This window comes from candidate division WOR-3 bacterium (assembly GCA_039802005.1).
Lineage (GTDB): Bacteria > Hydrothermota > Tepidihabitantia > SM23-42 > JAOAFX01 > JAOAFX01.
Map to the genome: position 1 here is coordinate 1 of JBDRVV010000005.1, position 23,127 is coordinate 23,127.

General features: G+C 37.5%; 24 protein-coding genes. 20 read left to right on the forward strand and 4 right to left on the reverse strand.

Going from position 1 to position 23,127, the window contains the following annotated elements:
• Positions 1 to 296: 296 nt before the first annotated feature.
• The gene (locus ABIL69_02600) at positions 297 to 3,236 is read right to left on the reverse strand and encodes a T9SS type A sorting domain-containing protein (GenBank protein ID MEO0122877.1); all 2,940 of its coding nucleotides are present in this window, start codon (positions 3,234 to 3,236) and stop codon (positions 297 to 299) included.
• Positions 3,237 to 3,586: 350 nt separating this feature from the next.
• Here ABIL69_02600 and ABIL69_02605 point away from each other — a divergent pair, with 350 nt between their 5' ends.
• Positions 3,587 to 4,885: a thymidine phosphorylase gene (locus tag ABIL69_02605; GenBank protein MEO0122878.1), complete on the forward strand. Its 1,299-nt coding sequence runs from the start codon at positions 3,587 to 3,589 to the stop codon at positions 4,883 to 4,885.
• Here ABIL69_02605 and ABIL69_02610 read toward each other — a convergent pair.
• A complete protein-coding gene (locus ABIL69_02610) occupies positions 4,862 to 6,187 on the reverse strand; it encodes an HD-GYP domain-containing protein (GenBank protein ID MEO0122879.1) in 1,326 nt (441 codons plus the stop codon). The two genes, ABIL69_02605 and ABIL69_02610, sit on opposite strands and share 24 nt — an antisense overlap.
• Positions 6,188 to 6,276: 89 nt before the next feature.
• On the opposite strand from ABIL69_02610, the gene ABIL69_02615 reads away from it, so the two are divergent.
• The 18 genes from ABIL69_02615 (at position 6,277) to nadD (ending at position 20,276) form a co-directional block, all read left to right on the forward strand.
• The gene (locus tag ABIL69_02615; GenBank protein MEO0122880.1) at positions 6,277 to 6,819 is read left to right on the forward strand and encodes a LemA family protein; all 543 of its coding nucleotides are present in this window, start codon (positions 6,277 to 6,279) and stop codon (positions 6,817 to 6,819) included.
• Between the two features lies 1 nt (position 6,820).
• Positions 6,821 to 7,723, forward strand: coding sequence for a M48 family metalloprotease (locus ABIL69_02620; protein MEO0122881.1), 903 nt, complete (start codon positions 6,821 to 6,823; stop codon positions 7,721 to 7,723).
• 4 nt (positions 7,724 to 7,727) lie between these two features.
• Complete coding sequence (locus tag ABIL69_02625; protein ID MEO0122882.1) at positions 7,728 to 8,468, forward strand: DUF3108 domain-containing protein; 741 nt, start codon at positions 7,728 to 7,730, stop codon at positions 8,466 to 8,468.
• 13 nt (positions 8,469 to 8,481) lie between these two features.
• Positions 8,482 to 9,501 carry a sugar phosphate nucleotidyltransferase gene (locus ABIL69_02630; GenBank protein MEO0122883.1) on the forward strand — a complete coding sequence of 340 codons (1,020 nt, stop codon included), beginning with the start codon at positions 8,482 to 8,484 and terminating at the stop codon, positions 9,499 to 9,501.
• Positions 9,501 to 10,154 (forward strand): SPOR domain-containing protein, encoded by a 654-nt coding sequence (locus ABIL69_02635; protein MEO0122884.1) that lies wholly within the window; start codon positions 9,501 to 9,503, stop codon positions 10,152 to 10,154. The genes ABIL69_02630 and ABIL69_02635 overlap by 1 nt, the downstream gene beginning before the upstream one ends.
• 45 nt (positions 10,155 to 10,199) lie before the next feature.
• The gene (gene rdgB, locus ABIL69_02640; protein MEO0122885.1) at positions 10,200 to 10,796 is read left to right on the forward strand and encodes an RdgB/HAM1 family non-canonical purine NTP pyrophosphatase; all 597 of its coding nucleotides are present in this window, start codon (positions 10,200 to 10,202) and stop codon (positions 10,794 to 10,796) included.
• A 36-nt stretch (positions 10,797 to 10,832) separates the two neighbouring features.
• Positions 10,833 to 11,771: an AAA family ATPase gene (locus tag ABIL69_02645; GenBank protein MEO0122886.1), complete on the forward strand. Its 939-nt coding sequence runs from the start codon at positions 10,833 to 10,835 to the stop codon at positions 11,769 to 11,771.
• A 5-nt stretch (positions 11,772 to 11,776) separates the two neighbouring features.
• Positions 11,777 to 12,214 (forward strand): Mut7-C RNAse domain-containing protein, encoded by a 438-nt coding sequence (locus ABIL69_02650; protein ID MEO0122887.1) that lies wholly within the window; start codon positions 11,777 to 11,779, stop codon positions 12,212 to 12,214.
• Positions 12,215 to 13,315: a SpoIID/LytB domain-containing protein gene (locus ABIL69_02655; GenBank protein ID MEO0122888.1), complete on the forward strand. Its 1,101-nt coding sequence runs from the start codon at positions 12,215 to 12,217 to the stop codon at positions 13,313 to 13,315.
• A gap of 115 nt (positions 13,316 to 13,430) precedes the next feature.
• Positions 13,431 to 14,180, forward strand: a complete 750-nt coding sequence (locus tag ABIL69_02660; GenBank protein ID MEO0122889.1) for a slipin family protein — start codon at positions 13,431 to 13,433, stop codon at positions 14,178 to 14,180.
• 9 nt (positions 14,181 to 14,189) lie between these two features.
• Entirely contained in the window at positions 14,190 to 14,681 is a 492-nt protein-coding gene (locus ABIL69_02665; GenBank protein MEO0122890.1) for an archaemetzincin family Zn-dependent metalloprotease, read from the forward strand.
• Positions 14,668 to 15,777, forward strand: a complete 1,110-nt coding sequence (locus ABIL69_02670) for an alanine--glyoxylate aminotransferase family protein (GenBank protein MEO0122891.1) — start codon at positions 14,668 to 14,670, stop codon at positions 15,775 to 15,777. Before ABIL69_02665 ends, ABIL69_02670 begins: the two co-directional genes overlap by 14 nt.
• 13 nt (positions 15,778 to 15,790) lie before the next feature.
• Positions 15,791 to 16,795 carry a diguanylate cyclase gene (locus ABIL69_02675; GenBank protein MEO0122892.1) on the forward strand — a complete coding sequence of 335 codons (1,005 nt, stop codon included), beginning with the start codon at positions 15,791 to 15,793 and terminating at the stop codon, positions 16,793 to 16,795.
• A gap of 12 nt (positions 16,796 to 16,807) precedes the next feature.
• A complete protein-coding gene (locus ABIL69_02680; GenBank protein MEO0122893.1) occupies positions 16,808 to 17,257 on the forward strand; it encodes a DivIVA domain-containing protein in 450 nt (149 codons plus the stop codon).
• On the forward strand, positions 17,254 to 18,066 hold the full coding sequence (locus ABIL69_02685; protein MEO0122894.1) for a purine-nucleoside phosphorylase: 813 nt from the start codon (positions 17,254 to 17,256) through the stop codon (positions 18,064 to 18,066). Before ABIL69_02680 ends, ABIL69_02685 begins: the two co-directional genes overlap by 4 nt.
• Positions 18,063 to 18,932: a tetratricopeptide repeat protein gene (locus tag ABIL69_02690; protein MEO0122895.1), complete on the forward strand. Its 870-nt coding sequence runs from the start codon at positions 18,063 to 18,065 to the stop codon at positions 18,930 to 18,932. The genes ABIL69_02685 and ABIL69_02690 overlap by 4 nt, the downstream gene beginning before the upstream one ends.
• Positions 18,932 to 19,693, forward strand: a complete 762-nt coding sequence (gene bamD / locus ABIL69_02695; protein MEO0122896.1) for an outer membrane protein assembly factor BamD — start codon at positions 18,932 to 18,934, stop codon at positions 19,691 to 19,693. The genes ABIL69_02690 and bamD overlap by 1 nt, the downstream gene beginning before the upstream one ends.
• Positions 19,680 to 20,276, forward strand: a complete 597-nt coding sequence (nadD, locus tag ABIL69_02700) for a nicotinate-nucleotide adenylyltransferase (protein ID MEO0122897.1) — start codon at positions 19,680 to 19,682, stop codon at positions 20,274 to 20,276. The genes bamD and nadD overlap by 14 nt, the downstream gene beginning before the upstream one ends.
• A gap of 1 nt (position 20,277) precedes the next feature.
• Here the strand turns inward: nadD and ABIL69_02705 are convergent, their stop codons facing one another.
• Entirely contained in the window at positions 20,278 to 21,549 is a 1,272-nt protein-coding gene (locus ABIL69_02705) for a DUF1015 domain-containing protein (GenBank protein ID MEO0122898.1), read from the reverse strand.
• Positions 21,550 to 21,613: 64 nt separating this feature from the next.
• Positions 21,614 to 22,510: a hydroxyacid dehydrogenase gene (locus ABIL69_02710; protein MEO0122899.1), complete on the reverse strand. Its 897-nt coding sequence runs from the start codon at positions 22,508 to 22,510 to the stop codon at positions 21,614 to 21,616.
• Positions 22,511 to 22,593: 83 nt separating this feature from the next.
• On the opposite strand from ABIL69_02710, the gene hslV reads away from it, so the two are divergent.
• Entirely contained in the window at positions 22,594 to 23,118 is a 525-nt protein-coding gene (gene hslV, locus ABIL69_02715; protein ID MEO0122900.1) for an ATP-dependent protease subunit HslV, read from the forward strand.
• The last annotated feature ends 9 nt before the right edge of the window (positions 23,119 to 23,127 follow it).

A 23,127-nucleotide genomic window follows, 5' to 3' on the forward strand; every position in this document is an offset into this window, starting at 1 on the left:
GTGCCCCTCGCTACGCTCGAAACACCCCAATTGGTGCCCCTCGCTACGCTCGAAACACCCCAATTGGTGCCCCTCGCTACGCTCGGGACACTCAATTTTCCAGCCACATCTGTCTGCGCTTCGCTTGACATCTGTGGGGAAAATTGGTGCATGCTACCGCCCTTGTCAGTTACATTTTCTGACCTTAAATAAATCATAGATTTGGCATTTATATTTTATTCAGTTTGATTTTATTGTCAATCCCTAAAAACAAGAGCCCCGCCTTAAGGCGGGGCTCTTTACTCATTCCGCTTTCCTTATTTCACGAGGACGAGTTTATGTGTGGCAACTTTACCTTCTGCCTCAAGTTTCAGGAAGTAAACACCACCAGTAACCTGTCTCCGATTATCATCTTCGCCATTCCAGTAAACAGTCTTTGCACCCGCAGGCTCATTTGGACGATTAACGAGTGTGCGCACAAGTCTACCAGTTGCATCATAAACCCTAAGCGTTACCTTTCCAGCCTTCGTTGTAGTGTATGAAATAGGCGTGTAATCTTTTGTTGGATTCGGCATATTAGGAGCAAATCCGAATTTAAGATTGGAGATTGGTGCATTCGGTTTTTCCTGCACACCAGGCACATGGCCCGTATGGAAAACTTCATGGGCAGGAACATAAGAACCACCCTGATAACCGCTGGCAACAAATACACCAATATCTCCTGCAGCACTCAAGGTGACTGCAATCGGTGAAACATTGCCCACAGGTGTAGGTTTAGGTTTATTCCAGTTGGTCCAGGTATTTGTATATGGATTATATGACCAGGTCTGGGCACTTGAACCACTTGCCGTCTGACCGCATACAACCCAGAGTTCTTTATTTACATGGTCAACACCACTTGGTACACGATAACGGCCATCAGTCATACCAGGAATCGTTGTCGGTGAACCCCAGGTGATCTGAGAGCAGTTTGCAGGATTGATTATACCAACAATATAATCATTTCTGTATGTCGAGGAACCATCGTAACCACAGGCAACAATTGCAAATGTGTCAATCACTCCGCCCGCAGCACAACCTCTGCCAACACCGGTCATTGAGGTTGCCTGGGTCCAGGTATTCAAATAGGTATCATAGAAATAGACATTCGTATGCGGAGACACAGCTCCACCCCAATTACCACCACCAAATGTAAAGAAGAGCGAATCTTTGTATACACCAGATACATGATCAACATTCGCTGTTGGTGACGGCGCTCCGCTTGACCACTGATTACTACCTGGGTCATATATATCAACCCTTGTCAATGCGGTGGGCCAGGAATCGGTTCCACCGTGTCTGTAGTACTTGCCATTCACACCCTGGGCAGTACCATAAGCACCACAACCATAAGGATTATTTGGACCAGCAGTCCAAGAACCGGCATTGATATCATAGATTTGAGTCTGATTTGTATAACCGCCGGTTGTTCTGATGCCAAATACCATGTACTTACCGTCATTTATTGTTGCCATTGAATGTCCTGAACTCGGGGATGGGAATTGAGCAGAGAGAATTTCCCAGAATGTAGGATTAACAACCGCATTCTTTGTCAGAGTGTCATTTGCTGGATTAACATCGCCTGCCAAAACAGTATATGCCTTGAAGGTGTAGGTAATACCGGTTGTCCCACAACAAATCCAGTTAGGGAATGTAATAACCGTATCTTCACCTGCATTGACAGTGATATTCTGGGTCTGGTTATAAACAATCGTTCCTGAAGAATCAATCACAAAATAAACATCAAAGGTTTCGTTGTTATTACCAAAGTTCTTGTAGGTCGCGGTTGGCTGATATGTTGTATTTGGCAACAAATTATCGGGCGGTTGGTTAATCACAGTCGTTCCCACATCATGGGTTGCAACATAGAGTTCACCATTGATAGTAACATTGTCAATCGCACCATACCACTGCCAGCCATTACCATCATCGTAGTACGCATAAACCTGTAGTCTTGGATAGGTCTTATAAGCACTTACATCGGCTGAATCCCATGTTCCTGGAATATCAGCAGTGTAGGTCTTTAGTGGCACAACTGTCCAGTTAGAACCATCAAAGTATTTTATACCTACTTCAAGTTTCTCTGGAGTAGTTAAGTAATTGTATGTCACTCCCCATTTTAGCCAGTTTGTTGTTGAATGTGGAACAATGACTGGAGAAAGTGCGGTATCTTTTAATGGTGGTGCACCACTACCTGCGGCATCATCATCAAACCATAAGCAGGAATCCTGGGCATTTGGTGGCATCCAGCCGCTATGTAAATTGGAACGTGCCACTCCCCACGCATTAGGGAATGTATAAGAACTTGAATGAGTCCAACCCTGCCATCCAGTTTCAAATGTCCAGCGGATTGTATCATCAAGGATAATTCCCACATCATAGACCCAAATTTTATCAGGACCTGACTGGTCAAGGATATATACATACTGACCATCGAATGCGCAGTCTGCCTCATATCCCTGGGTCTGTCCTGGGTCACACTGCCAGACCGATTCTGGTGATGTCGCAGGCACACCAGCAGTCAGACGGAATTGGTAGAAATGGGCAGGATTAGCCTCTTCAGCCTGGAATAATAATGTTGGTGCAGTAGTCCCATAGGCACCACTGACTCCGCAAGGATATTGCGGTCTACCCTGTGTAGTCCAGGTTCCAGTCTGGGAGGGCTTGGCATATCCAAGAATGTTTGATGTCCAGTCCGTAGCATAAACTACATCATCAACAGGATTGAAATCAAGACCTTCAAGTGTGCCGCTGACTGTGCGATAGACCGACCCTGTACCATTGGTCAAGTCAATGCGGTAGATCGTATTGTTGTATCCTGCCATGTACATTATGTTACTACCAGCATAGCCAATACCAAGACGATATGTTGGAGCTCCAGAACCAAGGGTAACCGAATCAACTTTTGTACAGGGAGAATGTTTCTGAATCGCATACATTTTAGGATAAGCGCTATTCCATTGAGTAACCCAGAGTGCATCCCTTTCCCAGTCATAGGCAAGACCCCAGCAATAACCTACGGAATTTATTGGAGCGAGACTAATCGTATCCACAAGTGTTGGGGTTGCAAACCGACCGGTATAAGGAATGCCGTTTGGATTCCTTGAAACCTTAAAAACATGTGATGGCACATCACTCGGTGCCCTAAGGTCTTCATTAGCACCGAATGCAATTGTTATAACTGCCATCATTAATAATATTGATGCTAATCTCTTCATTTTTTCTCCTTTTTTTCATCGAACATATCCCGGCATTGCCGGCTTTCCTGATATAACGATGTCTTGATAGACATCGCAACCACCCCTTCTTTTTTGTTTATCACCCCCTTTCTTTCAGAATTTTATATTTTTTCAATAATAACAAAAACCGTAAGCATCGAGTACCTTAGCATATTATATTTAAAATTTGAAGAAAGTCAAGGGTCCGCAGTAAAGATAGAATACCGAACTCCAATTTGGTTACTATATGGTGTTAGATTTTACAAACAAGAGCCTCTAATATATTTAGAAAGGAGTCTTATATGGTTTTAACTCTTGATTTTATAAAAATATATAGTTATAATAACTATATGCGGTATAATTTTATAGATATGCTAATGAAAAAAAGAAATGGTGAAAATTTGAGTTCTACTGAAATTGAATTTATAATAACAGGATATACAAAAGGCATAATTCCAGATTACCAGTTTTCGGCTTTTTTAATGGCAATATTTTTCCAAGGTATGAGTTTTAAAGAAACAACATACCTGACCAAGGCGATGCTTTATTCAGGCAAAAGGCTCAATCTATCAGATATAAAAATTCCAAAAATAGACAAACATTCTACCGGTGGTGTTGGAGATAAAGTCTCTTTAATCCTTGCCCCTCTCGTTGCAAGTTGCGGTGTTTGTGTACCAATGATCTCTGGCAGGAGCCTTGGTCATACCGGTGGGACACTTGATAAGTTAGAATCAATACCAGGATTCAGAACAAATCTAAGGTTAAACGAATTCAAAAACCAATTAAAAAAAATCAATGTAGGAATAATTGGACAGACCGAAGAAATAGCGCCTGCTGATAAAAAGATTTATAGTCTGCGTGATGTAACTGGAACTGTCGAATCGATACCTTTGATTACCGCAAGCATTATGTCCAAAAAACTTGCTGAAGATCTTGACGGACTTGTCTTGGATGTGAAATGTGGCAATGGCGCGTTTATGAGAGATTATAGAAAAGCAAAAGAACTTGCGCATTATCTGGTTCAGACAGGCAAAGGGTTCAAAGTTAAAACAGTTGCTATTCTAACTGATATGAATGACCCACTCGGATTGTACATCGGTAATTCTCTTGAAATTATTGAAACAATTGAATGTCTCAAGGGCAATGGACAAAAAGATTTGATGGAGATAACATTTACTCTATCAGAACACATTTTAAGGATTGCCAAACTTCAAGGAGGAAGGGGGTTGTTGTTAAAAAAGATAAAGACTGGTGAGGCGCTCAACAAATTCAGAGAAATGATAGAACATCAAGGTGGAAATCCAAAGGTGATAGACGATTATAATCTATTACCAGTTGCGAAGAGAAGCACTTTATTCTCCTCCCCGAAAACTGGTTATATAAAAAATATTGATACCTTCAAATTAGGCTTGCTTGCCACAAAACTTGGTGCAGGAAGGTTGAAGAAAGAAGATAAAATTGATCCCGGTTGTGGTTTTAAAATTTATAAAAAAACCGGGGATTTTGTAAAAAAAGGTGAACCTGTCATTGAAATATTTTCTGATAACAAAATGCTTGTTAAAGAAGTTTTAAATGAATTGAGTACAGTATTTTTAATAAAATCCGAACATTCCAAAAGAAAAAAATTAATAAGGGATATTATCAGGTAGGGTCTTGTCGCTATTTTGTGCTATTATATCAACAAATTTTTCAACAATCTCAGGGTCAAATTGCTTGCCCCTGGAATTTAATAACTCTTTGATTGCTTCAAATTTTGACATTGCCGGACGGTATGGTCTCTCTGAGAGCATTGCATCATAGGCGTCGGCAACTGCCAGAATCCTTGCAAGAAGTGGAATCTCATCATTTTTCAACCCATTTGGATACCCAGAACCATCATACCGCTCATGGTGAAAATAGATTATATCAAGTATCTCCTGAAAATCGCTCATTTGCCCTAATATCTCTTTTCCCAGTTTTGGATGTTTATAGATATACGAGCGATCTTTCGTTGTTAGTGGCGATTTTTTATTAAGCACTCCATCAGGTATACCAATTTTTCCTATATCATGGAGTAAACATGCTTTTCTTAAAATTTCTATCTGTCTTTCATCCAGATTGAATATCTTTGCAATCCTCACTGCATATTCAGCAACCCTCATTGAATGTCCAGCGGTATATTTATCTTTGGCATCAATGGTCTTTGCAATCAACTGGACAAATTCATTAAAATTCTGTTTATTTTTATTCAAAAGATTCTCAAGTTCAATCAATGCCTTTTGATATTCAAGCATTGTTTGAGAATAACTGAGTAGAATAAAGATGCCGAAAGAAAGACTGATAGACAACATCCCCATACTGAATGCGTCTTTAAGCCAGGGTAAAATGGGTATGCCATTTAGCCTTCCTGCATAATCAAATATGCCACTTAGAATACAGATACCAAGTCCAATGGGTATTATATACTTTAATTCAGGATTTTTTAATCGGTTGGCAAAATAAATCATCTTGCTAAAGTAGTAAATACAAAGAATGAAAAGCACAGTGCAAAAATATGGATATAAAACACCTATCTTGGCTGAGTAAAAATTAGCATAGATATATGAATTAGAAGTTATTATTAGATTTGTGAATATCGTTAGAAAGATTGTTATTAGTGTGATGGTTGCACAGATTGTTAAAATTAGTGGTTTAAAATTTTCATCAGTCAGACTGGTTACAAGCATCGGTGCGGTCAGAAAATAGGTCCAGAATCCAATATATTGTAATTTGGTAAGGATCACTGCGGTTGCAGGGTCACTGTTCTGTTCTATTAACAATTGGATAAATATTGTAAATATGCCGGACACAAAGAATGGTATTGTCCGACAGAATTTTTTACCATTTTTGACATACGCGCAAAGATAAATAAGCGTAATATTAATAAAAAATAATAATACCAACGCAGGTAGAGTAAAAAGGGACGGGGCCATCGGGTTTAAGTCTATCCAATTTTTAAAAAATGTCAATACCTCATTGACAAATCAAAAATTTTAAGTAAACTTAACAAAATGGAGGTTCAATGATAATACTTCTGATAATCATTATCCTTCTGGTGATTTGGGTAATTGCAATTTATAATAGTCTTGTTACCAAAAGGACCAGAGTGGATAATGGCTGGGCACAGATTGATGTGCAATTGAAACGCCGCTATGATTTGATACCAAATCTGGTAGAAACCGTTAAAGGTTATGCGGCACATGAAAAAGAAGTTCTGGAAAAGGTTGCAGAATTGCGCTCAAGGGCAATGGGTGCAACCAGTCCCAAGGAAGCTGCCGAGGCGAACAATATGCTCAGTGCAACATTAAAAACTCTATTCGCGGTTGCTGAGAATTACCCGCAGTTAAAGGCAAATGAAAATTTTATGAGACTTCAGGAAGAATTGACTGCGACCGAAAATAAAATCGCCTTTGCCCGGCAATTCTATAATGATGTCGTAATGGATTATAATGTCACAATACAGAAATTTCCGCAGACGATAATTGCTTCAATGTTCAATTTCAAACCGAGAGAATTCTTCACCGCTCCGGCTGAAGAAAGAGAGGCAGTAAAGGTAAAATTCTAATATGCGCGAAACACTATATGACCAGATAGCGGCAAATAAGCGCAAGACATTTATTTTTATTGTCATCACCAGTCTGTTTCTTGGTGCGCTGGGATACATAGTCGTTGAACTACTACATTGGGGAACCGCAGGATATATCTTCTTCGGCCTTTTCATAGTCATTTACAACTTTGTTCTCTATTATAATTCAGATAAGATTGCCCTTGCTTCAACCGGTTCGGTTCCGGCTGACCCAGAAGAATTTAAACAACTCCACAATGTTGTAGAGGAGGTAGCAATTGCCGCGGGTGTTCCAAAACCCAAGGTTTACATCACACCTTCACCCGCGCCCAATGCCTTTGCCACAGGAAGGAATCCCCAGAATGCAGCAGTTGCTGTAACGACTGGTTTACTTGAAATTATGAATCGCGAAGAGCTACAGGGGGTCATCGCACATGAGATGGCACATATAAGAAATTATGACATTCTTTTGATGACCGTGGTCGCAGCAATCGGTGGTTTGATTGTTTTATTAAGGGACTTCTTTTTACGGAGTATGTTTTTAGGAGGCAGAAGAAAGAGCAATCGCAGCAGCAGGGGTGGTGGTATTTTGATACTAATCGGTCTTGTTCTCGCAATCATCGCACCGTTATTTGTCGCTTTGATAAGGGCAGCGATATCACGACAGCGTGAATATCTTGCCGATGCATCTGGTGCATATATAACCCGCTATCCCCAGGGGCTTGCCCAGGCGCTGGCAAAACTAAAACAGGCATATCAGCCAATGGCAAAGGCATCCCAGTCAAATGCCCATCTATTCATTGCCAGCCCATTCGGTAAAGATAGATTTAATATATCAAATCTGTTTTCAACCCATCCACCCATAGATAAAAGGATAGAAAGACTTAACAGCCTGGTTGTCTAAAAAAATGAATGTCAAACATTTTATAAAAGTATTATCTTGTTTATTTTTACTCGTAATTCCTATTGATCTTTCATTCGGGAAAAATTTAAAATTCTTTCCTATAGGTGAAAAACTTGAATACGAGGCACGATTTGGCTTAATAAATCTTGGTAATATGGCTTTGCAAATTATAGATACAACGACTGTCAATGGTAAACAATGTTATCTTATCTCATCTCATCTTAATTCCAGTTCTGATTTGAACTTTCTCTTCACCTTAAATGATACGATAAATGTCACCACAACAATAAATGATTTAATACCGGTTTTTTATGAAAAAAGAATACACGAAGGTAAATACACAAATTATCAGAAATTGAACTTCAATCAGGATAGTTTATATGTAATAATCAATGATTCATCAAGGATAAAAATTTCTCAGCCAGTAATGGACCTGCTCAGTTTCTGGTATTATTTAAGACGCATACCACTGGTTGAAAACGATACAATCGTGCTCTATATATTTGAAGCAAAACAGCAACACAGAATAGATTGTGTGGTGGGGAAAAAAGAAATTATAAAAACACCGTTGGGCAAATTTTCAACAATTCGCGTAACACCAAAAACTTCTAACAAAGGTGTGTTCGGTGCGGGTGGTTCAATGGATATATGGTACACAAATGACGAAAACAGATTTCCGGTCCAGATAAAGACAAAACTAAAATTCGGTACTGTATTATTTAAACTGAAAGAGGTGTCTAATTAAAAGATTTGCGATAATTCTTGCAGGAGGACAGGGAGAAAGGTTCTGGCCCTTGAGTCAGCCGGACTTTCCCAAACAATTTATCAATATATTCCATAATAAACCATTGATAAATCAAACAATTGAACGAATCAGTGGCTATTTCAAAAAAAATGAGAGATTTTTAGTGATTCCCGAAGAACTGAGGGGCATAACAAAAAGATTTGTCGGGAACGAAAATCTTATCATTGAGCCGGCACGAAGAAATACCGCACCAGCAATATGCCTTTGTGCAATGTCGTTAAAAGAAAAATATGGTGATGGAATAATTCACATAATGCCTGCCGACCATATCATTAAAGACAATAAGAAATTCATTGAATGTCTTAAATATGGAGAGGCGATGGCGGAAAAAGAATTTCTGGTTACCTACGGTATAGTACCTGAAAGACCCGAGACAGGCTATGGTTATATAAAAATCGGAAAAGAGATTGTTAAAGATAAAAGGCTCACTGGATTTTATGGTGAGGGGTTCACTGAAAAACCCTCAATCAATAAAGCAAAAGAATATCTGAAATCCAAAAGATATTTATGGAATAGCGGAATATTTACCTATAGAATAAGCACGGTACTTAAAGAAATAAAGAAATTCGTTCCAGATGTCTATAATGGGGTAGAAAAATATTTAAAATTTAAAGACAAGAAATACTTTGAAAAAATTTCTGAAATATCAATAGATTATGGAATAATGGAAAAAAGTAATAAAATATGCGTAATAAAATCCGACTTTGGCTGGGATGATGTTGGGACCTATCTTGCCCTGGAGAGATATTTCATAAAAGACAAAAATGGCAACATCTTTTTAGGAGATATTTTGGGTCTTGAAACGAGTAATTCAATTATATATACTAATAGTGTCCCAGTCGGGGTCTTTGGAATAAATGGGCTTATTGTTGTGGCAAGCCCTAAGGGAGTCCTTGTATGCAAAAAGCAAAGGGCTCCGGAGTTAAAAAAACTTCTTTCTTTTTATAAGGAAAAGAAAAAAAGGAGGTTATGATGAAGAAGTTGCTGATATTGGGTGTTATTATGCTTTTTGTATTCTGTGCACCCAAAAAGACCACGGTAAAGACAGAGGGGCTGGAAGAAGTCGTTGTATTTGGTGAAGAAGGAAAGAATATTTCTGAAGAACCGGTCTATCCAACCCCTGCGCCAGTACCCGCAACCCCTGCGCCAGTACCGGAAACCCCGGCACCAACACCCGAAGTCTCCGCGCCGCCAACAGAGGCACCTGCATTACCGCCCGCGATTGAAGAAACTCCTGCGCCCATGGAAGAAGTAACAATTGCCCCGCCTGTTCCCACACCAGTTGCACCATTGCCCATGGAAGAAGTAACAGCATTACCACCAATTCCTGCCCCTGCCCCCACCTATACACCCTCACCATCTCCATCGCCATCAACCACACCTGCGTCAATTTATGGTTTCAGGGTTCAAATATTTGCCTCATCAACACAAAAAGGTGCTTCAAAGGTTGCTGACGATGCGCGAGGTCTATTTGGTGGTAAGGTATATATTGAGCACACCCCTCCATACTACAAAGTCCGCATTGGAGATTGCCTCACAAAGGAAGAAGCAGAATCTCTAAAAAATCTTGCAATAAGTAAGGGTTTCAGGGGTGCATTTGTCGTTGAGACAATGATAAACCCTTAAACGGGAAGAGGAATACAGGGGGTCAAAGACCCCCTGTATAAATTTATGTTCCACATAGTTCTGGCAACAAGAAATCATAATAAGATTGAAGAAATAAATCAGATATTAAATTTAAATAAGGTTTTGTTGATTCCATATACACGCTTCATTGATCTGCACATTCCTGAACCAGGCGACACACTCATTGAGAACAGTTTATTAAAGGCAGAGTTCATCCATAGGATAATAAAACTTCCGGCGCTTGCTGATGATTCAGGATTATTTATTGAAGAATTGGATGGCGCACCCGGAGTTCTATCGTCAAGATATGAAGTGAATGATGAGAAAAGAATAGAAAGGGTTTTAAGGGAACTGGGAAAGGCAAAAAATAGACGGGCGTGGTTCCGCGCTGTATTTGTTTATTTTTACGATATAAATACATATAAAGTATTTGAAGGAGAGATTGAGGGGAGAATAACCTATGAACCAAGGGGGGAATGGGGATTTGGATACGATCCTATATTTATTCCAAAAGGGTATAGAAAAACCTTTGCTGAACTTGGGCCATGGGTAAAAAATCGCATAAGCCATCGTGCAAGGGCATTAAAAAAATTCAAAAAATTTTTGCTCAAGAATTTTGCGCAGGAAATAGGCTCTGATTGAATCTTGATTTAATAAAAAAATTTATTATAATAGTCTGTGGATTACCTTGATGAGATTATTGGGCAGGAAACAGCAAAAAAATTTATCCGCAACGCTCTAAAAAAAGATCAAATTTACAATCTACTACTTGCCGGTCCAAAAGGTGTTGGTAAAAGACAAACTGCGTTTGCCCTATCAAAAACACTCGGCTGTCCACCAAATTCGCCAAATTTTATGCTCATTGCACCGGTCCCACCAGGCACCAAGGAAGAAAAGATATTTGAATATATGAAAAATTATCTCCCTGAAAATACCGTTGTCCATCTTGATGATTCTTCATCTATTGTAATAAAACAGATAAGAACACTAATTGAATGGCTACTATTAATGCCCGCAAAAGGGACAAAGCGAATTGTTTTAATCCTTGAAGCAGACCGGATGAATGAAGAATCTGCAAATAGTTTTTTAAAAACACTTGAAGAACCACCAATAGATACATTATTCATTCTAACATCTTCCCGACCCGACTTTTTAATCCCTACAATTCGTTCACGATGTCAGATTGTAAAATTCAGTTATCTAAATAACACGCAAATAGAAAACATAATTTTCGAAGGAAAAGATAATTTCTATCTCGGAAGTCCAGGAGAAATAATGTATCTTAGGGATAATAATATCTTTCCAATTGCAAGAGAAATCTTTAAAAAGGCACCCTTATCTACCGAGAGCGTAGCAAAATTGGCAAGAGAACTTGAGAACGAAAATCTTACTGACCTTTTCTATAGTCTGCTCCTTCTTTATCGTTCTGTATTTTACAAACAATTAAATCAATCAATATCAAAAGAACTGGAAATGGAAATTAACACAAAGGCACGGAGGGTTAGTATTGAGAAAATTATTAAAACTATTTTAATGCTCAACAGCTGTATAAATGTACTTGGGCACAATCCTAATTATTTAATTCTTTTATTCAATACCCTAATTAGACTACCTTAAAACATATGAAATTTATTTGCAATGGTATGCTCGGTAAATTATGTAAATATTTGAGAATCTGCGGGATTGATACACTCTATTCCAACGAAGGGATAAAATCATTGATTCTGGCGAAAAAAGAAAATAGAATTTTTTTAACAAGAAATCTAAAATTAAAGGAAAAAGAAGGTGTATTTTTTGTTGAATCCGAAATTTTATCTAACCAGTTAAGAGTAGTTATCAAACATTTTAATCTTGCAGATCAGTTACATTTTTTTTCGCGCTGTCTTCGTTGCAATGAACTTTTGATAAATGTAATGAAAGAAGATATAAAAAATTTTATTCCTTTTTATACATACAAAAATTTTAATGAATTTGCCCGGTGTCCAAAATGTCAACGCATCTACTGGAAGGGAAGCCATTACAAGAAAATGATTCAGACTATAAACAATTTAATTGGTTAAATGGTTAAATGGTTAAATATAACTATTTTCTGTGGATTATTTGTTAATTGTATTTCTTATATACAGCCACAAAAATCTCCACACTTAATCCGTGTTGCCATAATCACTGGTTTAGATTCTGTTAATGTAAGTGGAATTAAAGGAGAACAATATCTTGAAAACTATAAAATAAAATTAAACGATAATTTCCCTGTTTTTTTAAAACCTTTTGAAAATAAAGTAAAAGTCAATAATAAATTTTATTATGGAAACTTAGAGATAAAAAAAATGGATAATAAAATCTGGGTTATTAATGTTCTTGATATTGAAGATTATTTAAAAGGAGTTGTGCCCTGCGAAATCGGTAAGATAAATCCGCGATTGATTGAGGCGGCAAAGGCTCAAACAATTGCTGCTCGCACCTATGCATATAGCCATTTAAATCAATATGCAAATCTCGGCTTTGACCTTTATGCAACAGTAAAAGACCAGGTTTATCAAGGTATCTCAGTTGAAGACACATTGATTAATAGTGCAATCTCAAAAACAAAGAGCCTCGTCTTAACTTACCAGGGTAAACCGATTGATGCAAAATACCATTCAACCTGTGGGGGTTATACCGCTGATTTCAATGACGCCTGGAATGGGAACCCGGTTTCTTATTTAAAAAGTGTCAAATGTGGATTCTGCAATGACAGTCCGCATTCTTATTGGAAAAAAGAATTTAACAAAAAAGATTTTTTTAAAATTTTAAGAAAAAATCTTTACGGAATGGGCATTGCAATTTCTGATACTGAATTGATAAGGAGTTTGAAATTCAAAAGGAACATAAAGAGTAAAAGGATTGTTGAAGTAATTATAACCACCGATAAGAAAGATTATAAAATCCCTGCCTACAATATTCGACGTTTATTTGGTTCAGAAAAAGATCCTGGTGGGTTATTGAAATCAAGTAATTTTAATATCTATATTAAAGATAATAAAATAATACTTGAAGGTAAAGGATATGGTCATGGAGTAGGAATGTGTCAATTCGGTGCCATGGGGATGGCGAAGAATGGTAAAAATTTTAAAGAAATTTTAAAACATTATTATCCCGGAACAAAAATAAGTCGTTTCTGAATATCTCTAAAAATTAAACCCGTTCCGGTTGCTATCACTCTTGTTATCTGTGTTTAGATTGGACTTGACTTATTATAAAAAAGGGCTATAATATAGCAATATTTAAGGAGGTTAAATGGGAATAACGACCATATTAATAGTTGTTTTGATCTTAATTGTTTTAAGTGCAATTAAAGTCTTAAGGGAATATGAAAGGGCGGTCATTTTCAGGTTGGGAAGATTTATTGGTGTTAAAGGACCGGGAATTTTCATACTTTGGCCCGGAATTGATAAGATGGTGAAGGTATCTTTAAGGGTTGTGACAATGGATGTTGCACCACAGGATGTGATAACAAAGGATAATATATCAGTGAAGGTCAATGCAGTGGCTTATTTCAGGGTTTTTGATGCAGCAAAGGCGGTTATAGAAGTTGAAGATTATCTATATGCCACAAGCCAGATTGCCCAGACCACATTAAGAAGTGTCCTTGGTGAATATGAACTTGATGATTTATTAACCGAGCGGGAAAAGATAAATATGAGACTACAAAAGATAATTGATGAACATACCGATCCCTGGGGTATAAAGGTTTCAACCGTTGAGATCAAGCACGTAGATATTCCTCAGGAAATGCAAAGGGCAATCGCACGCCAGGCAGAAGCAGAACGGGAGCGTCGCGCGAAAATTATCCACGCTGAAGGCGAATTACAAGCAGCAGAAAAATTGAATAAGGCAGCAGAAATCATTGGACAGACACCGACCGGAATTCAATTGAGGTTCTTACAGACATTGACCGAGGTTGCAACGGAAAAGAATTCTACCACAATATTTCCAATACCGATAGATCTCTTTTCGCCGTTTATAAAAAAAATGAGTGAAAAATAGTAAAGCATAATGGTCTGTCTGTATCAACAAGAAGGTTTAGAATTTTCGGAATTGGTTGGTGATATTCTAAAAAAACAATTCAATCTATCCGTAATGCGTTCTAAAGAGTTCAGAATAAAATCCGAGACATTCAATCCATTGAGAGATCAGTACGAAGCATCAAGAATAATTGACTCACTTATGGATTGTTACGATAAAAGCTGTGATAAACATTTGGTCATAGTAGACGTTGATATCTATACCCCGAGATTTAATTTTATATTTGGACTTGCCGATGTTCAGAGAAAAGTGGCGATCGTTTCTATTCATCGTCTTTCAATAAATGGTTTATTAAAAGAAAGGCTGGCAAAGGAGGTTGTTCACGAAATCGGACACATTCTTGGTTTAAACCACTGTTCAATTCCAACCTGTGTTATGTATTTTTCAAATACAATTGCTGATACAGACAGAAAGGGGATTGATTTGTGTGAAGAATGCAGGAGGAAAATTGAAGGGATATAAACTTTTTACACCAGGGCCAATTGATATACCTGAAGATGTTCTTCAGGCAACTGCCCACAAATGTATTTATCACAGAGAGGATAAATTCCGAGTTCTAATGAATGATATTACCGATATGTTAAAAAAGGTCGTAGATTGTCATTACAGAATTTATCTTTTGACTTCTTCTGGTACAGGAGCAATGGAATCTTCATATGTAAATGTAGTCTCTTCTTCAGATGAATTGGTCGTTGCTGTTTGTGGCAAATTCGGAGAAAGGTGGGTTGAACTTGCCCAAAGTTATGGTAAAAAGCCAATAATCATAAGACAGGAATTTGGAAAACCTGTTACACCAGAAATGATTGAGCATGGTTTGAAACAAACAAAGAGACCACCACTTGTTTTTACGACCCTAACTGAAACCTCTACGGGCGTAGTAAATGATATAAAAGCAATAAATGAAGTGGTAAAGAAATATGAAGGTTATCTTATTGTCGATGGTGTTGCAGGCATTGGAGCCGACCCTTTTTATTTGGATAAATGGAATGTGGATGTCATTGCGGGTGCCTCGCAGAAGGCATTGATGGCGCCTCCGGGGATTGCATTTGTTGGAATATCACAGCGCGTATTTGAAAAGATCAAAAATTCTGATACCCCGAAATATTATTTTGATTTTAAATTGTACGAAAAATTTCTGGAAAAAGGACAGACCCCCTGGACACCCGCAATCACAGTTTTATATGGGTTGAAAAAGGGATTAGAAAAAATCACAAAGATGGGGATAGAAGAAAATTTCAGACATCATCAGAAAATGTCTGAATATGTTCGCAAACGGGTCAAAAAAATGGGTTATGAGTTATTTTCGGAAAGCCCATCCAATGGATTGACTGTGATAAAAATGCCTGATGGATTGGATAGCACTGAGATAATAAAAGAATGCAAAGAAAAATATGGAATTCTTTTTGCCAATGGCCAGGGCGAGATGAAAGGAAAGATATTGCGTATAGGCCATATGGGAAATTATACTATTAATAAATTAAGCAAGGTCATAGATATTCTTGAAATGGTAATGGCAAAAAGAATTAAAAATAAGCGGAGTTCGTCTAAACTCCGGTGAGGAGGGCAGAAAAATGAATCGTTATATTAAACTTGGATACGAAGGTATTGAACTTGAATTGCCAGTTCATGCCCTCTATCTTTATAAAGACGAAAAACAACTCCTTGAAAATATCAAACCTCTTATAAAAGAAGGAGTAGAGCGCAAAGAGCGTTGTGTTTACATAGGTAAAGAACCATGCATTAAAGAATTAAAAAGTGAATTCAAAAATCAGATTATGATTGTAGAAGAAATTATGGAGGCATCGCTCTTTCTTCCTTGGTTGAAAAATGAATATGATAAATTGATAAAAGGACACCAGGGAATGCGCGTCTTCGTTGAAAGCACTCCGGATTTTTTAACCTTTGAAGAATTACTTGATGACTTTAACACCCAGCCTGATTTAAAATTATTTGTTTTATGCCAATATCGGATTGAGAAGGTAAGTTCTCATGATGTCCTTGAGATATTAAAAAATCATCCCTATGTATTTGTGGAACATTTGTTAAAACCAAATTGTTTCTACTCACGGGTCAAACATCGAATTTGGCTTGATCCATTGACCGGAATATTCAATCGCAGGTATTTTGAAAATCAATTGAGCAAGGAATTGCAGAGGGCATCAAGATATGAACACTCGCTTTCAATTTTATTCCTGGATATAGATAAATTTAAAAAAGTAAATGATGAATTTGGGCACCAAGTCGGCGACCAGGTATTACTTGAACTGGCTCAACTCCTTGAAAGAAATTTGAGGAGTGTAGATGTGATTGCGCGATATGGTGGTGATGAATTTATTATTCTTCTACCTGAAACAAAAAAGGAAGCAGCATATAAAACTGCAAACCGGATACTTTACGCAATCCAGCAATATGACTTTTTTAAAAATCATCCAAAGATAAAAGATTTAGGCGTCTCTATCGGAATAGCATCCTTTCCTGATGACGCAGGTGGTACTTATGAATTGATAAAAAAGGCTGATATTGCGCTTTATAAGGCAAAGGAAAGAGGTGGTAATCAGATTATGGCGTTTATGTAATAAGGAGGTATTATGGCAATAACACCGCTTGAAATTCGTAAGCAGGAATTCAGGAAATCATTGCGTGGCTACGACCCCCATGAAGTCCGTTCATTCCTCGAAATGATATCAAATGAAATGGAAAATTTGATGAGGGAGAATGCTTCACTTAATGAAAGGGTCAAAGACCTTGATGCGAAGATTGAAGATTATAGAAGGATGGAAAAAATTTTACAGGACACCCTTACCACTACCCAGAAGGCGACTGAGGAATTAAGGGAAGGTGCAAAGAAAGAGGCTGAAACAATCATTGCAAACGCCCGGGTTGAAGCACAGAAATTCCTGCGTGAGGCACAGTCCGAGCTGGCAAGGATAAAAGAAGAGACAAAAATGGTTGAACACCAGAAATTATTGCTCGTCTCTGAATTCCGCGGACTTCTTGAATCCTACCTTCGTTTACTTGAAAGATTAGAAAAGAAATGAAGGCAAAAATAAAGAAGACCCTGGATTATCTTTGTGCAAAGACAAGTTTGAGACCTGAGATCGGGATAATACTCGGAACCGGACTCGGTGGTCTGGTGAAAAGTATAAAAGTAAAAGATTCGTTTAACTATGCCGATATTCCTCATTTCCCAGTTTCTACTGTTGAATTCCATAAAGGCAGATTGCTCTTCGGTCATCTCTGCAACCATCGGGTTATGGTAATGCAGGGAAGATTCCATTATTATGAAGGGTATAATGCAAAAGAAATCACTTATCCGATAATTGTTATGAAAAAAATGGGAGTCAAATATTTAATAATTTCAAATGCGGCGGGCGGTTTGAACCCGGAATTTTCCCCGAGTGATATAATGATAATTACCGACCATATCAATCTAATATGCGATAATCCATTGCGCGGTCCCGACGATTTGAAGATGGGACCAAGATTCCCTGATATGCTCAACTGTTACGATCCCAAACTTGTCAAGCTCACGGAAAGTGTTGCGCAGAAACTTGGTATTTTTATAAAAAAAGGCGTTTATGTTGCTGTTCCCGGTCCAAATCTTGAGACCCGTTCCGAATATCGTTTCCTTAGAACAATTGGTGCTGACGCTGTTGGAATGTCCACAGTCCCTGAGGTAATTATGGCAAGATATTTAGGGATAAAGGTGCTTGGACTTTCAGTGATTACTGATATGGGAATTCCTGATGCACTTCAGCCAGCGAGTATTGTAAAAATAATTATGGCGGCGAAAAAGGCAGAACGAAAGCTTATAAAAATTGTGGAGGGCGTCGTCGCAAAACTGTGAAACTAAAAATTTTTTTATTATCAATTTTTTTAATATCCTGTTCTCAGAAAAATGCTCATATAAATAATGCTCGAAAATTTATCAATCAGTGGAATTATGATCGGGCACTTATTGAAATCTTAAAATATCGTGAAGATAAAGATGCAGAGATTCAATATCTATTAGGTTTATGCTACTTTGGAAAGAATAAATATGACCAGGCAAAAGAATATTTTAAAAATTCCCTTCAGTTGGATACGATATTTAGAGATAGTATTATATATATTTACACTACTTCAGCAAAAAAAGCCCTAAAAATATCTGATTTACGAAAGGCACTCCAGCTTTATAAAACAATTCCCGAATTAATCCCCGATTACAAACAGGCAGACAATCTATTTTTAGTTGCAGATTTGAATTTTCAACAGGGCAATTATCCTGGTGCTCTTGCCGGTTACATAAAAGCATATGAAATTGATTCTACATCTGAAATGGCAAGGAGGTCATTAAAAAATTTTTTGAAATCGCTGATTGAATGTGATAGCCTTTTGCTGGCACGGACAATAGCCCTGAGAGAATATAAAAGGGCAAGGACTTCAGAAAATTTGCTATTGCTCGGTGAAATCAATTTTCTTTTAGGAAAAAAGTATTATGATAAAGGACAGTATGACAGTGCAACCGTATTTTTAAAGGAAGTTGTGACAAATCAAGAACCCAAATCATTGCTCGACGATGCCTGTTTTTATCTTGGTGAAATATTTTATACCAGCGAAAACTATGACCAGGCAATGGAATATTACAAAAAGGTACTCAGCCTTAACCCCTATCAGAAAGGTGAACTTGTCCAGAGATCACGGGAAAGAATAAAAGAGATAAAGGAGAGATAATGAACAAAATTTTGGATTTCGGATTGCGGATTGCGAAATTAAAATTTTTGATATTCTGCATTGTTATTTTTTGTAGTAAGCAGGTGATAGCACCGCTTGAGCCTGAAGATGAATTTGAAAGGGCAATGGAATTCTATAAGCACAAAAAATACGATTCGGCAATAAAATCCTTTGAAAAAATTATATTCTATCATGCCTCAACCGAATTTGTTGATGATGCCCAGTTCTATCTCGCAAAATCATATTTTGAAAAAAAGGATTATAATCAAGCAATTACTGAATTTGAATATTTAATAAAGAATTTTTCCAATAGTCCATTTCTTGAGCAAAGTTATCTATTAAGGGCAAAGGCATATTATTTAAAATCGCCCGGCTATGAAAAAGACCAGACCGAAACAAAAGAGGCGATATCTTTATTTGATGATTTCATAACCCGTTTCCCAAATTCAAGTTATGGGGATTCGGTAAGATTGTTGATCCTCCAGGCAAGAAATCGTCTGGCGAAGAAAGAATTGGAAAATGGAAGATTATATTTTAAGATGAAAGAATATGAATCTGCGATCCTGTACTTTAAATATGTTATTGAAAATTATCCAGAGACGCCGTCTGCTGATGAATCAAAATTTTTACTTGCTCTAACTTATGAAAAAATTAATCGAAAACAAGAAGCTTATGAGATATACAAAGAACTGCGCGAAACTGAAGGCTGGAAAAAATCAGCAGAAAAAAGAATAAAAAGATTGCAAATTGAAAAGCCATAATAATATATCAGTAGGAATTTTTGGTGGTCTATTTGACCCACCCCACATTGGACACCTGATAATATGTGAGTGGGTCCTTGAAGAATTCAGCCTAAATAGAATAATTTTCATTCCTGCATTTAATCCTCCTCATAAACTTAATTACTCTCCTTATAAACATCGTTATAAGATGACCAAGATTGCAATCAAAGGCAATAAAAGATTTTTTATCAGTGACATTGAAAAGAAAATCAAAGGTAGAAGTTATACATTCAAGGTAATTAAGACACTGAGGAAATCTGATAAAATTTATCAACAAGCAAATCTCTATTTAATAATCGGCGCAGATCAGTGGAACGAGATAAACCACTGGAAAAAACCAGAGGTGATCTTTAACGAAACAAATGTGATTGTATTACCCCGTCCTAATTTTGAAATTAAAAAAATCAAACCATTCTATGATAAAATCATTATCAGTAGTGCCCCATTGATAGATATTTCTTCTACATTAATAAGAGATAGAATAAGAAGGGGGCTGTGCGTTGAATATCTCACAGTCCCCAAAGTATTAGAATATATTAAAAAGAATAAGTTATATTTTTAATTTATCCCTTTATGTCATAAAATACCAACCCCGAAATCAATTTAGGATAAAAATCGGTTGATTTCTGAGGCATCCGCTCTTTTTTTGTTGCGACGTCGCGCACCTGCTCAGCCCTGGTTGGATTCATCAAGAACGCAAATTGGAATTCTCCAGAATCAACTTTATTCAATGTCTCCTCAATCCCACGTTGGTATCTTACATAATCTTCAATCTTTTCGGGTTTTATATTAAGGATATTTTCTATCAAAACCGTATGGAGTATTGCCACATCAAGACTTTGGTATTCCTTGCTCCGCTCAGGGAGGAATTTTTCCATCACCTTCAAATCCCTTAGTTTAAGAGTATAACAATCGTTTTTTGTGTAAAATCCAAACGTGTACATCTTTTCTTTTGCAAGTGCTGATTTAAGTTCTTGCCTATTTATTTTCTTCACCTCAAAATAATCCTTTGCCTTTTTTATGAAATCATCGGTTTTGAAATCCCTCAAATTCATTAGCAAACGATGGGTGGGTAGTATCACAAGCCCTGAATCTTGAATATTCACAAGGGTCACCATTTTGAAATTTGCTGGATGTTCTGTGCCTACCTCTCCAATTTCTTTTAGATAATTGAATGCAGTTTCATAACGGTGATGTCCATCAGCAATGACAAATATCGCTTCATTTAATGCCGAGGCAATCTTTTTGATTGTATCCTTATCCGAAATCTTCCATAATTTATGTGTCACTCCCCGATCATCCATTACATCCACGAGTGGTTTGTCCTTACATTTCATCTCAATCATATCCATAACCGTATTCTTTGGGTCAGTGTACAATAAAAATACTGGCTCAAAATCCTTTTTGGTAATCCTTGTTAAATTAAGACGGTCTTCTTTTGGTTTAGAAAGGGTCTTTTCGTGGGGTAAGATATTACCTTTTCCTAATTCTTCAAGTCTCAATCTACATATAAAACCCTTTCTTATATAACGTTTTCCTTCAACACTGAATTCCTGAAAATATGGATAAATTGACTCTTCTTTATCTTGCACAAATATTTGATTTCTCAGCCAGGTTTCAACACAATTCTTTGCATTTTCATATTCCTTGTTACGATCATGACCATCAGCATAATGGGTAAGGACGAGGTTAACAAAACTATAAGGGCTCCTTTTTTTGTATTCCTTTTCCATTTCATCTGTTATCTGGTCGTAAGGCTGAGTTATCACTTCAGCAAGATTCTTAATTTTTTCTGGATTATACCTGATACCCTTGAAGGGTCTAATCTCCGGCATTGAACCTCCTTTTTGAATTTGTAAATGGCATTTATGCTATTTAGGTAATCAGGCTCTTCGGTATTTATTTAAGTGCGTCTCTGACTAACTCAGCGATCTGAACCCCTGCCCTTTGCTGTCCTTCATCGGTTTGGGCACCAATATGGGGTGTGAGAATAACCTGTTCCAAACTGAATAATTTATGTTCTTTAGCGGGTTCAACTTCAAAGACGTCAAGACAGGCAACCTTAACTTTTCCTGAAACCAATGCATCATATAGAGCATCCTCATCTACAACACCACCCCTTGCACAGTTTACGATTATTACACCGTTTTTCATTTTATCAAATGCAGATTTGTTTAATAAATGGGTCGTTTCCTTTGTCTTGGGAATATGTAAGGATATAAAATCCGAGTTTTTCAATAATGTATCAAAATCAACGATCTTTCCAAAATCAGTAGAATTGACATAGGGATCATAGGCAATAACTTCCATTCCCAGTGCCTTTGCCCTTTTTGCCAATTCAGAACCAATCCTTCCGATACCTATGATACCAAGCGTTTTGCCATAGAGCTCGGTTCCGTGGAATCTCTTCTTTTCCCATTTACCCGCCTTCGTTGATGCGGTGGCCTGGGGAATCATTCTTGCAGCTGATAGCATCATTCCTAAGGCAAGTTCGGCAACTGATATAGAAGTCGCAGCGGGTGTATTAACCACTTTAATCCCCTTTGCCTTTGCTGCCTCCGCATCAACATTATCAAGCCCAACACCAGCCCTGCCTATCACCTTCAATTTCTTTCCTGCCTCAATAACTTCTTTTGTTACTTTTGTTGCACTGCGCACAATTATTGCATCGAAATCCGGAATAGTTTTTATCAACTCATCCGGCGTCATTCCAGTTTTTTCAACAACCTCAAATCCACTCTTCTTTAAAATTTCAATCCCTTCTTTCGCAATTGGGTCAGAAATCAGAACTTTCAATTTTGCCTCCTTTGGATAATTATATTCAAAAATTTCTTAAAATCAATGATTGACATAATGTTTTCTCTGACTATAATAATTTTATGAAGTCAACCACGATACTTGGTGTGAGGCATAATAACAAAGTAGCTATTGGTTGCGACGGTCAGGTAACGGCTGGTGAAACGATAATGAAGCACCGCGCAAGGAAGATTCGTAAAATGTACAAAGATAAGATTCTTGTTGGTTTCGCTGGTGCAACTGCAGATGCCTTAACACTATTTGAACGATTTGAGGCAAAATTAGAAGAATACCGGGGTAATGTAGCGAGGAGTGTGATTGAACTTGCCAAAGATTGGCGTCAGGACAAGATATTAAGAAGGCTGGAGGCATTTCTGGCGATCCTTGATAAAGAACATTCATATATTGTCTCTGGAGCAGGAGATGTCATTGAACCGGATGATGGCATTGTTGCAATCGGCTCGGGCGCTCCCTATGCCCTGGCTGCTGCACGGGCGCTTGTAAAATATACCAATCTCTCGGCGCGAGAGATCGTTGAAGAATCAATAAACATTGCCGCCAAAATTTGTATCTATACAAATACCGAAATCTTTATTGAAGAATTATAAAATCTGAAA